Genomic DNA, 10,863 nt, shown 5'->3' with positions numbered 1-10,863 from the left:
GCTGTCCGCGTACCCCGACTACGGACTGGTCCGCAAGCGCGCCGACTTCGACGAACTGCTCGTCCGTCAGGCCGAGAAGGCCGGCGCTCGGCTGTACGAGCGCTGCAACGTCAGCGGCCCCGTGCTGGACGACCGCACCGGCCGGATCGTCGGCGTCACCGCCAGACTCGGCCAGGACAAGCGCCCGGTGACCTTCCGCGCCCCGCTGGTGGTCGCCGCCGACGGCAACTCCACCCGGCTCTCGCTCGCCATGGGCCTGCACCGCCGCGAGGACCGCCCGATGGGCGTCGCGTACCGGACGTACTTCAACTCCCCGCGCCACCAGGACGACTACCTGGAGTCCTGGCTGGAGCTCTGGGACAACCGCGACGGCCAGAAGAAGCTGCTGCCCGGCTACGGCTGGATCTTCGGCATGGGCGACGGCACCTCCAACGTCGGCCTCGGCATCCTCAACTCCTCGCCCGCCTTCGGCGAACTGGACTGGCGCGACGTACTGAAGACCTGGTGCGCCGGCATGCCCGAGGAGTGGGGCTACACCCCCGAGAACATGACCGACCCGATCCGCGGTGCCGCGCTGCCGATGGCCTTCAACCGGCAGCCGCACTACACCCGCGGCCTGCTGCTGGTCGGCGACGCGGGCGGCATGGTCAACCCGTTCAACGGCGAGGGCATCGCCTACGCGATGGAATCCGGCCAGATCGCCGCCGGCGTCATCGTCCAGGCCCACGCCCGGGTCACCCCCGCCGGCCGCGAGCGCGCCCTCCAGGCCTACCCCCGCATCCTCAAGGACGTCTACGGCGGCTACTACACCCTCGGCCGCGGCTTCGTGAAGCTGATCGGCAACCCGAAGGTGATGCAGCTCGCCACCCAGCGCGGCCTCACCCACCCCGTCCTGATGAAGTTCGTCCTCAAGATGCTCGCCAACCTGACCGACCCCCAGGGCGGCGACGCCATGGACCGCATCATCAACGGCCTCGCCAAGGTCGCGCCCAACGCCTGACGGCCCCGGGCTCCGGTTCCCGGAACGGGTGAAGTCCCGCCCGGGATCCGGTGGTTCCGACACGCTGCCCGGTACCCTGGACCACCGGCCGGTGTGTGCGACGCGCGTGTGGAAGCCCGGCAGAGAGCCGATCCGTCCGACCACGGCCGAACAGGTAGCGGAACTCATGACGCTCGACAGCCACTCGCCCACGCCACGCCTGTGGCTGCGCGCCGCAGGCTGGGCTCTCCAGCTGTGCGTGGCCTCGGTGGCGGCCGAGACCACCGCCGGCATGCTCTACGACCACTACGTCCGGGAGCCCACCCGACGCTGCCACCGGGTCGGCGCGGTACCACCGCCCGCCATCGGTCTCGGCGTGCTCGCCGTCCTCATCGGCCTCGTCGCCGCCGTCTGGCTGGTCCGCCTGCTCGCCACCTCCCCACGGACCGGCGGCGGCCTGGTCCGAGCCGTCCAGGTGGGGCTGGTCGTCCTGCTGGCCTTCGTCGCGATCCTGCTCGCCGTCGAGGCCCTCTCCCTCTGGGCCGACCTCGACCCGCCGGAGCTCGACCCGTTCAACTGCGGCGAGTGACCGAGGTGAGGCCGGCAAGCCCAGGTGGGCAGACCAGGCAGCGGCGCATGCCGATGTCTGGCGTGAGAGCGGGACGATCCTGATCTCGGCCTTGGGCAACGTGGCGGCGTACGCGGCAATGTCGTCGGGGTCCGAGGTCAGGATCGCCGCCCGGCCGTAGCCTGCGGCGGTCGGTACGGCGAGTGCGTCCACGACATTCGGACGCTTCTTCCCCGGCAAGGCGACGGTGCCGAGCATGATGCCGATGCGCTTGTAGTCCAGAAGGCTGTAGTCCGTCTTGACGTCGCAGTCACGGAGAAAGCGGTTCAGCCCGAACTGGGCCGCCGCCCCCGCCCGCCACACCTGGGCGACCACCGGTCCTGGGACCAGTGGGGTCGTTGACCGCAGCACACGGGCATGGTGCTGGGGGCGGCCTGGCCGCGGTTGGCCAGCCCGATCAGCATTTCCGCGTCGTAGACGACGGCAGGGATCACGCTGCGCTCCGCCCCGTCGTACCGAAGAAGTCATCCCACTCAGCGGTCACCTGTGGATCCGTCTCCGAGGCCGTGCCGGTCGGCGTCTCGCCGCCCTGGCCGGATTCGACCGCCGCGATCTGCTCGTCTATGTCACGGAAGATTTCGGTCTTGCGCTGTTCCCGCCGCACCGCCTCCATCGCCGCCTTGGTCATGAAGGCGGACACATCCTCGCCGAGCCGGGCTGCGGTCGCCTTGATCTGCGCGGTGTGATCTTCATCCGGGGAGATGGAAAAGCGCTGCTTGGCCATGGAGCCAGGGCAACACTGCGTGTGATGCCGACCTGGTTTGTCGCTCCGTGTGCGGCTCCCTTCGTCCGGGCGGGGTCGAGGGTAGGTGGATGACGGGCCAGGAGCAAGGGAGGAGGAGTGTGGTTAGCCCAGGGCTCCAAGGGGACAAGGAGAGTGTTCTTCCGGTCTTCCGGGGGTCGGTGGATCTTGGTCCGCGTTCGTCAGTCGCGGAAATGTCGTGACGTACAGCTTCGGGCTCTCGATGGCTATGCCGGCGCTCTCCCCATGGCAGCTTTCAGCATGCTGCCGGCGTAGTCGGGCATCCCAGACCTGTGGAGTTCCCAGCCCGCGTGGATAACGTCCGACTCGGGCCGTTCCCGGCCATAGATGGTGATCAGGGTGTTAGCGAGCGTGCTGTGATTGCCGCGGCGAAGCAGCGCCACAGCAACGGCGCTCTCGAAGGGGGTCAGAACCTCTGAACCCTCCTGCAGCAGGGACAGCGCTGCCGCCACATCGCCCTGGGTGTACAGCATGGCGGCACGGCTGGCCAGTTGCTCTGCCATGGCGGCATCGTCTGCTTGCAGCTGCCGGTCCCCGCCGCCGACGGGGACCGGCAGCTGCGCCGGGTTCCCTTGCGGCTCGCCCGGAGAAGCGGCGAGGCCGGCCTGGCCGGTACGGATCTGGCGCAGCTCCTCCTGCAGGGAACGGTTCTCCTGGCGGAGTTCTGCGCAGGCTCTGCAGATCCATGGCTCGGCGGCGGCATGTATTTTGACCAGCTCGTCCTCCCTGATGCCGACAGCGCCGTCATCTCCTATGACCTCGCAAGCCAAGGAGTGCAGCCGACGGATGAATGCCTTCGAAGGGAGCTTCCTGCCATTGAAGTACCTGGATAACTGGCCCTCTCCAATGCGCCAGTCCCTTTCGGCCAGCAGCTGTGCCAAGCGCGCGAGCGTCATCTTCTCGGCTGAGTGCTCCCTGAGCCGGTGGCGCAGGTCCTGGAGTGCCAGCGCGAGCTCGCGACGTCCCGGCGGCAGGGCCTCTGACAGTCCGGTTCCGGCTTGCTCAGGACGCATGCTGAAGCACCTGCCTATCTCGCGTGGATGCCGCCAACTCCCATGATCAGTAGACACCTTGACTACTTTCGGAGCAAGGCCGTTCGCTACTGGACCGCGCCAGCTCAGGGTGCTCTTATGGACGGACCCCCAGGAGCTTGGATCAACGGAGGGCGTATGTGCCTGACAGCCATGCGTGATCTGGGTGGGCTGTGCTGTGTGACCTGATTGGAGGCTGTGCATGACGCCGCCGTCGTGGCAGGGCGAGGTTCCTCGCGGAGGAGGCAAAGCAAGGGTCGCTCTCTGGCTGGAGGCTGAAGTCGGGGAAGGGGGGATCTTCACGATGACGCTTCTGCGACAGGCCATCCCAGGCGTGGCCCAGATCGACCGGCGACTCCGTGAACTCCGCGGATACGGCTGGCAGATCGCCACCTACCGTGATGACGCGGCGTTGAAGCAGGAGGAATACCGGTACGTGGCCCGGGGACAAGAGTTGTGGCTTCCCGGCCAAGCCAAGGCTTCTCTGCAGAGCAACAGCCTGACCGCACCGCAGCGCATCAAGGTCTGGCAGGCCGATAACTTCCTCTGCCGGACGTGCGGCGTTGGCACTGGCGAGTCGTACGACGATGGCGTTGAGCTCTCCAAGCTCAACATTGCCCGGCGAAAGGTCCGGCTGGCTGACGGGGTGACTGAGACTCAGCTCGTGACCGAGTGCAAGCGGTGTCACGCAGGGCGGGATGAGCGGGAGGTAGACCTCGGCGAGATGCTCAGCCGCGTCCACGACCTGGCGCCGCTTGAGCGGAAGGTGCTGGCCGGATGGATTGAAGCCGATCGCCGCACTCCGGGTGCTCTCGAAAGGCTGTGGGGCAACTATCGGACGCTTCCGGAGAGGTCCCGCAGGGCGATTGCGCAGGCCGTTGCTGGCGAGAACGAGTGAAAGGGCTGGACAGGCGGATGTCACGAGAGCTTCCGTTGCCGCCGCGCGCGGCTGAAATCGGCGAACTGATTGATCTGAGGGTTGAGGAGGTGAAGAGGTCGGGCGGGACGCGTGAGACGGTCACTGTTGACTGGAACGGTCAGTCCCTGCATGTCGAGGTGATCGACCTCTCGCTCAGGGATGTGTACTTCAATCCCGCGACCCATCGGATCCGTGCCCAGCGCAGTCACGATCCTGAGCGTGACGCGGAACTCGACAGGGATCCCTGGAACGCCCGGAGCCAGGACTACCTGGCGTACCTTCTGCAGGCCGAGCCGACCAACCCGCATGTGCGAGATGCGGACTTCGACAAGCTGAAAGAAAGTCTCGGCCAGTTCGGTCAGAACGATCCCGGGCTGGTGACGCACCACGGTGTCCTGGTAAACGGAAACTCCCGTGCGGCAGCCATGCGTGAGAACGGCGCCCAGTCCATGCGGGTGGGTGTCCTGCCGGCTTCCCTGACTTGGGAGGACATCAACGCAGTTGAGCTCATGCTGCAGCTCCGCAAGGACCACCGGCGCGAGTACTCGTACATCAACAGGTTGCTGGCGATGGAGGAGCAGGCGTCGCTGGGGCGGACACCGGAGGCAATCGCGAAGGACTTCCGGATCCGTCCCTCCACCTATCAACAGGAGAGGTGGATCCTCAGCACCATCAGGGAGTTGATTGACCGGAGCCGGGATGGTGACGGTCTGGCTCTGAGACTGGTCGACTTCGAAGGTGACCAGGAGAAGCTCAAAGAGTTGCAGCGTCTGTACGAGAAGCTCGAAGGGGTCAATGCGGACCAGGGAGAGCTGATCAAGGAGACGCGTCTTGCGGCGATCCTCCTGGGTTTCTCCAAGACGGATGTCCGGCACATTGACGAGGATTTCATTGAGAAGGACTACCTCAGTCACACCCTGCCGTTGAGCCTGGCTGATGCCACTGTCAGCAGTGGGCCGGAGAGTGAACTCATTCCGGGGCTGGGTGTTTCTGTGCCGAGGGCATCCACTGCGGTCTCGGCAGCCCGGGAACTCAACAACCGGATCCTCCGCGCCACCGCAGCGGTGAAGAGCGCAAGCACGGGCCTGGCAGACGACAGCCGACAGGAAGCCCAAGAGGTCATCGACTCTGCCAAGACGGCCTTCGACGGAGCCATCGATGCTGCCGGCCGGGACGCCAGGGTCAGGAAGCGCAAGCAGTTGGCTCCCGCACGTCTCGCAGAGGCATGCGCGGACATTGACCAGTGCGTGCTGGACCTTGTCCAGGCCCGTACGACACGGAGTCTGGATGAGGAGGCATTTGACGATGCACTGCTGAGGCTGCGGGGCAGCCTCCAGAAGCTGGCTCAGCAGGCAGAGCGTGGTATCGCTTCCCCGGGGGACGGTCTGTCCTGGCTGCTCGATGCCGTGACTGTCAAGAGTGACCGATGACGGAGACGATTGCTGAGCCATCGCTCCGCCTTGGTTTCGACGAGACGCGCACCAGGGTGATCCTGCGGGTCACCAGGGAACGTCAGGGAGATCTCATCCAGCTGGCAGGCCGCTTCCGCACGAGCAGCCAGCAGAGCGAGCTCTCAGTGATGGTTGAGCTTGATGACCTGCTGACTGGCCTCGGCAAGCTGCGCAGCTGGCCGTATCCAGCCGATGTGGAGTGGGATCGCGAGCTGCGGGACCTCGTCGTTGGTGTCGTCCAGGATGCCGATGCGGTCAAGCAGCAGCTGGAAGATCCTGGTCGCCCCTGGCATGTCTCACCCAGTGACGTGCCCTCGCTTCTTGGACAGAGTTGGCGAGCTGAACTGGGGGAGTTCCAGCTGCGGGATATCGCGAAACTTCTCTCGCTCCAGCATGGTGCCAATTTCAGTGTTCCTGGTGCTGGCAAGACCCGGGTGGCACTTGCGCTCTACGCTGCGCAAAGAGAGCAGGGCAAGGTCAGCCGACTACTGGTTGTCTGTCCGAAATCTGCTTACGAGTCCTGGCAGTACGAGACTGGCGCATGCTTCAGTCTGCCGCTGCGCCCCCACATCCTCGATCGTCCACTGGACGAGTGGGCGGAGGTGCTGATCGTGAACTATGAGCGTCTGGAGCGGTCTTTGCCGACGCTCTCCGGTTGGATGCGGACAGCCCCAACGATGATCGTGCTGGACGAGGCCCACAGGATGAAGCTCGGTGCCCGGGGTACGTACGGCGCCGCCTGCATGGCGCTCGGCCCACTCGCCAGGCGGCGGCTGATTCTTACGGGTACGCCGGCACCGAACGGGTCCAGGGATCTGGAGAGCCTGCTGGGATTCGTGTGGCCGGGACATGGCCAGCAGACTGTGTCCCGAGCCGTGTCGGGGCGAGACCTCGCCTACGCCAGCACCGTGTTGAGACCGCTGTTCACCCGGACGACTAAGCAGGAGCTTGGGCTGCCTCCGGTGAAACTCCGGATGCGGTACGTGGACATGCCGCCCCTGCACAGCGAGCTCTACAGCTCGCTTGTCGGAGGCATGCGCAGCGGCGCCGCGCGTGACGATCTCAGTTCTCTGGGCAAGACTGCGCTGCGTCTCCTGATGGCGGCCACCTGCCCGGCACTGCTGGTGGAGGGGGCAAGCCGCTATGAGCCACTCGCTTACCAGCTGCCTCCGCTTCAGGTCCCAGAGGGACAGCCCCTGTACAGCCTCCTGCAGAAGCTCCCGGACTACGAGATCTCCCCGAAGTACCAAGAAGCCGCCGCAATCGTCGCCAGGAACGCAGCGGAGGGGCGCAAGACTCTGGTCTGGACCACCTTTGTCCGTGGCTTGAGCACTCTTGCCCAGCTGCTCGAGAGGTACGAGCCTGCGGTCGTGCACGGCGGGACGGCCGACCGGGAGGAGCAGCTGAGGCGCTTCCGTGAAGACCCGCAGTGCAAGGTGCTGGTGTCCAACCCCGCCACCCTCGGTGAGGGCATCAGCCTGCATCAGGTGTGCCACGACGCCGTGTACGTGGACAGGGATTTCATGGCCGGGCGCTTTATGCAGAGCCTCGACCGCATCCATCGGCTCGGCCTTGATCCAGACACCGAGACCAGGATCACAGTCCTTGCCGCGCGCAACACCATCGACGAGGTCGTGGAGTCGCGACTGGAGCAGAAGCTCCGGTTCATGGCAGCCGTTCTTGATGACCCGGCCGTTCAGCAGCTCTCGGATCTCCAGGAAGAACCCGCGATCGCCGCCGGACTGGCGCCGGGCGACATGGAGGCGCTCGTGCGGCACATGGACGCGGGGCCGCGCCGGTAGTGTTGGCTCTCTGCCTGCCAGATCCAGCTGGCAGGCAGAGAGCCAACAGCACTTTGCCACCTCTGAGACACTTGAGACTCTCACTGTGTCGACGAGGAGGATCCCGTGCCAATGGGCGCCAGCCGGAGGAGCCAGCAGACGGCGCCGAAGCTGACATCGATCGAGATCTGCGCTGGTGCGGGCGGTCAGGCGGTTGGTCTTCACAAGGCCGGCTTCGCACATCGCGCTCTCGTCGAGCTAGATCCTCACGCTGTCAAGACGCTCAGGGCCAACGTTCACCCCCGGCTTGGATGGCCCCAGGAGCAGGCGCAGGGGCTCCAGCCGATGAACGTGCTGGATTTCCGTAGTTCCAGCCTCCTCAAGGATCTCCGGCTGAAGCCGGGAGAGCTCGATCTGCTGGCTGGAGGCGTTCCTTGCCCGCCGTTCTCGCTGGCAGGGAAGCAGCTTGGCCCGGATGACGAGCGCGACCTGTTTCCAGAGATGCTGGAAATTGTTGACCTGCTTCGCCCGAAAGCGGTAATGATCGAGAATGTGCGCGGCATTCTGGAGCCGCCGCACGTTTTCATTGACTACCGCAGGGAAATTCTCGAGAAGCTGCGCAGTCTTGACTACGTGGTTCCGGAAATCAAGAGCTCCTGGTCAGTCCTGGAGCAGGATGTAGCCATGAGGAAGGTGTGGCGGCGGCTGGATGCGCGCGACTTTGGTGTGCCGCAGCTCCGGCCCCGAGCGATTCTTGTGGCCATCCACAAGGATCACCTCAACGGCAATGAATTTATCTGGCCCCGGAGGCTCAAGGGCGAGCTCGTCTCGGTCGTTGAAAAACTCGAGGGTTCCATGCGTGAGCGCTATGAACCGTTCTGGGACTTGAATAAGTGGGGCCAGTCCCCGAAGCCGGATGAGTTCACCGGCCGACAGCGGTTTGAGAGGTGGCTGGAGCAGGCTGAGAAGGCCCGCAGTGGCTCCACCGAAGGCGTTGCGCCGACCCTGGTCGGAGGCTCGAAGAAGCACGGGGGCGCGGACCTTGGGCCGACCCGCGCGAAGCAGGCATGGAAGGAGATGGGGGTTGACGCCATGGGGGTGGCCAATGACCCGGCTGTCTGTGATGCGCCCCGCGATCTGTTCCGGGAGAACGGTCCCATGCTGACTGTCGGGCAGGCTGCGATTCTGCAGGGGTTCCCTGAGGAGTGGAAGTTCGAGGGAGGGAAGACGGCGCGGTATCGGCAAGTCGGCAATGCCTTTCCGCCGCCAGTGGCTGAGGCTGTTGGCCGGGCGATCGCTGCAGTGCTGAGGCCTAAGGGCCGTGAGGAGCTACTAGCGAAGTACGAGCTGGACGGCGCTGCTGATCACCTGGCGGAGTCCAGCAGCGAGCAAATGGAGATATTTGCGCCGTCAGTCCTTGCTGCTACTCGTCCGGCGCGCAAGAACAATGTCGGCGATCTTGCTCGCGCATAGATCCGATGGCTCGTGCTCCCAGAAGCGGAGCACGAGCCATCCTGCCTCGGTCAGCTGGCTGTCGGTGTCGCGGTCACGCTCCATGTTGCGCACGACTTTTTCTGACCAGTAGCCCTGGTTCGTTTTGGGCGGTACGTAGTGCGTCGGGCAGCCGTGCCAGTAGCAGCCGTCGATGAAGACGGCGACCTTGGTAGGGCCGAAGACGATATCTGCCGTCCGGCGGAGATGCGGGAGCGGGCGTGCCGCCACCCGGTATCTGAGCCCCTGGGCATGCAGTATCTGCCGGATCAGCAGCTCGGGCTTGGTGTCCCGTGCCTTGATCGCCTGCATGTTCCTGCGCCGCGCCGCCGAGGATGCCCATGAGCCCGGCGGCGGTTCCCATTTCTCCGAGTCCGACATGAGATCAAGCTTCCCAGGAGGGGTGCGGTCGCTGCGAACCTGATGCTTCTGGTTGGCCAGGCTTCTTGGACCGCTCCGCTCAGAAGAGGGTATCCGCACTTGCATCGGCCTGGGAGGCCGTGCGCTGGGCCGGGACGGTCTGCAGAAGATAGGGCTTCAGGTGCTCGGCGATGGCGTTGGCCAGTACAGGTGGGACGGCATTGCCGATCTGGCGAGCGATCTCGATCTTGCTGCCACACCAGACGAAGCCGTCGCTGAAGGTCTGGAGCCGGGCGGCCTCCCAGTGGGTGATTGGGCGATTGACCCGGTTCCCGGGATCGTGCTCATCCCACTGCGGGTGCAGGTACTGCCCCTTCTCCGGCTTGAAGAACTCGGTGCGGATGGTCAGGGAGGGCTGGTCCCACCGCATCCGTCCCATCACGTCGGTGGTGCCGGTTTTCTTGTTGCGCCAGCACGGCGGCAGGAGGTCATAGGGAACGTTGAACCGGCCACCACCAGGGGGGACGTGGTCATACCGCTGCAGTGAGAGCTGGGTCGGCTGTCGGCCGAGATGCAGGTCTAGCGCTTTGAAGGGACCGGGCACCGCCTCGCCGAAGAACTCGGATGAGACCGGGGGGAGCTCGGTCGTCCCAGGGAAGCGCGGCAGGTCGGAGATCGCATCGCGCACCGTCCGCCATGGACGGAGATCTGTGCCTCCGTCCAAGGCATGTGTGTGCTCCGGCAGTTCGATCTTGCCGATGCGGGAGCCGATGACGATCGCTCGCTTCCGCCGCTGAGGTACGCCGTAGTCTGCGGCCAGGAGCAGGCCGTAGCTCAGCTCGTAGCCTTCCAGCAGACCGCCGGCGTCTGTCTCCTGGAGGAGGAGCGCAAACTCTGAAGACTTCAGGAACCGGTCAACGTTCTCGATAACGAAGACCTTGGGGCGGGCATGCCGGACGAAGCGGATGTACTGCTTCCAGAGCTTGTTGCGCGGGTCGTTGACGTCCCGCGTGCCCAGGTTCGAGAACCCCTGGCACGGCGGGCCGCCGATGATCAGGTCTGCTTCTGGGATGTGATGGTCCGGGATCTCCGCTATATCGCCCCAGTGGGTGTGCGACTCTCCGAAGTTCGCGGCGTAGGTGGCCGCGGCCGAACGCTCCCACTCCACGGCCATTACAGGCTTGTACCCCTGGGCTGCCTGGAAGCCAGCGGTCATGCCTCCGCATCCTGCGAACAGGTCGATCATCGTGATGGGTTGGACCATGAACACAGGTTAGATGACTGTCAGTTGTATTTGGATCGCATTAATGCGGAGGTGCTGGCCGGGCGAAGAGACATTGAACGGAGGTGAGGCTGTGGCTGTTGACCGGTGCGCCCCGAGAGAGTTGGTGTCTGACGCGCAGCCACAGAGCGGCTTCCAGGGTGAGCGATGCGGCCAGATCTCCCCGTACGGCGTGGCC

The 10,863-nt window shown here is 65.2% G+C and carries 10 protein-coding genes; 6 read left to right on the top strand and 4 right to left on the bottom strand.

Annotation, left to right across the window (positions count from 1 at the left end; translation table 11 throughout):
- Both UK12_RS30225 and UK12_RS30220 read left to right on the top strand, forming a co-directional pair.
- Nucleotides 1–1,000: geranylgeranyl reductase family protein (locus UK12_RS30225; protein ID WP_045306391.1), on the top strand; the 1,000-nt coding region annotated here is incomplete at its 5' end.
- 166 nt (nt 1,001–1,166) lie between these two features.
- Nucleotides 1,167–1,568: a hypothetical protein gene (locus tag UK12_RS30220; RefSeq protein WP_156179019.1), complete on the top strand. Its 402-nt coding sequence runs from the start codon at nt 1,167–1,169 to the stop codon at nt 1,566–1,568.
- A 469-nt stretch (nt 1,569–2,037) separates the two neighbouring features.
- Here the strand turns inward: UK12_RS30220 and UK12_RS30215 are convergent, their stop codons facing one another.
- On the bottom strand, nt 2,038–2,331 hold the full coding sequence (locus UK12_RS30215; RefSeq protein WP_045306389.1) for a hypothetical protein: 294 nt from the start codon (nt 2,329–2,331) through the stop codon (nt 2,038–2,040).
- Between the two features lie 245 nt (nt 2,332–2,576).
- Nucleotides 2,577–3,383 carry a hypothetical protein gene (locus tag UK12_RS30210; RefSeq protein WP_045306388.1) on the bottom strand — a complete coding sequence of 269 codons (807 nt, stop codon included), beginning with the start codon at nt 3,381–3,383 and terminating at the stop codon, nt 2,577–2,579.
- A gap of 352 nt (nt 3,384–3,735) precedes the next feature.
- Between UK12_RS30210 and UK12_RS30205 the strand changes: the two genes are divergently transcribed.
- The 4 genes from UK12_RS30205 to UK12_RS30190 all read left to right on the top strand — a co-directional run bounded on the left by UK12_RS30205 (nt 3,736) and on the right by UK12_RS30190 (nt 9,025).
- A complete protein-coding gene (locus UK12_RS30205; RefSeq protein WP_156179018.1) occupies nt 3,736–4,299 on the top strand; it encodes a hypothetical protein in 564 nt (187 codons plus the stop codon).
- A 17-nt stretch (nt 4,300–4,316) separates the two neighbouring features.
- A complete protein-coding gene (locus UK12_RS30200) occupies nt 4,317–5,750 on the top strand; it encodes a hypothetical protein (RefSeq protein WP_045306386.1) in 1,434 nt (477 codons plus the stop codon).
- Nucleotides 5,747–7,573: a DEAD/DEAH box helicase gene (locus UK12_RS30195; RefSeq protein WP_045306385.1), complete on the top strand. Its 1,827-nt coding sequence runs from the start codon at nt 5,747–5,749 to the stop codon at nt 7,571–7,573. The genes UK12_RS30200 and UK12_RS30195 overlap by 4 nt, the downstream gene beginning before the upstream one ends.
- Before the next feature lie 111 nt (nt 7,574–7,684).
- On the top strand, nt 7,685–9,025 hold the full coding sequence (locus UK12_RS30190; protein WP_045306384.1) for a DNA cytosine methyltransferase: 1,341 nt from the start codon (nt 7,685–7,687) through the stop codon (nt 9,023–9,025).
- Here the strand turns inward: UK12_RS30190 and UK12_RS38610 are convergent.
- Both UK12_RS38610 and UK12_RS30180 read right to left on the bottom strand, forming a co-directional pair.
- Nucleotides 8,963–9,424, bottom strand: coding sequence for a very short patch repair endonuclease (locus tag UK12_RS38610; protein ID WP_082120069.1), 462 nt, complete (start codon nt 9,422–9,424; stop codon nt 8,963–8,965). The genes UK12_RS30190 and UK12_RS38610 overlap by 63 nt on opposite strands.
- A 79-nt stretch (nt 9,425–9,503) precedes the next feature.
- A complete protein-coding gene (locus tag UK12_RS30180; RefSeq protein WP_082120070.1) occupies nt 9,504–10,667 on the bottom strand; it encodes a DNA cytosine methyltransferase in 1,164 nt (387 codons plus the stop codon).
- Nucleotides 10,668–10,863 lie beyond the last annotated feature (196 nt).

The organism is Saccharothrix sp. ST-888, assembly GCF_000955975.1.
In the GTDB taxonomy this organism is placed as follows: domain Bacteria; phylum Actinomycetota; class Actinomycetes; order Streptomycetales; family Streptomycetaceae; genus Kitasatospora.
This window is presented reverse-complemented; position numbering and strand designations above follow the sequence as displayed.

Bases quoted from the DNA above. Each gene is read 5' to 3' on its own strand.
- UK12_RS30195 (WP_045306385.1), top strand. From the start codon at position 5,747: ATGACGGAGACGATTGCTGAGCCATCGCTCCGCCTTGGTTTCGACGAG.
- UK12_RS38610 (WP_082120069.1), bottom strand. From the start codon at position 9,424: ATGTCGGACTCGGAGAAATGGGAACCGCCGCCGGGCTCATGGGCATCC.
- UK12_RS30215 (WP_045306389.1), bottom strand. From the start codon at position 2,331: ATGGCCAAGCAGCGCTTTTCCATCTCCCCGGATGAAGATCACACCGCG.
- UK12_RS30180 (WP_082120070.1), bottom strand. From the start codon at position 10,667: ATGGTCCAACCCATCACGATGATCGACCTGTTCGCAGGATGCGGAGGC.
- UK12_RS30220 (WP_156179019.1), top strand. From the start codon at position 1,167: ATGACGCTCGACAGCCACTCGCCCACGCCACGCCTGTGGCTGCGCGCC.
- UK12_RS30210 (WP_045306388.1), bottom strand. From the start codon at position 3,383: ATGCGTCCTGAGCAAGCCGGAACCGGACTGTCAGAGGCCCTGCCGCCG.
- UK12_RS30190 (WP_045306384.1), top strand. From the start codon at position 7,685: ATGGGCGCCAGCCGGAGGAGCCAGCAGACGGCGCCGAAGCTGACATCG.
- UK12_RS30200 (WP_045306386.1), top strand. From the start codon at position 4,317: ATGTCACGAGAGCTTCCGTTGCCGCCGCGCGCGGCTGAAATCGGCGAA.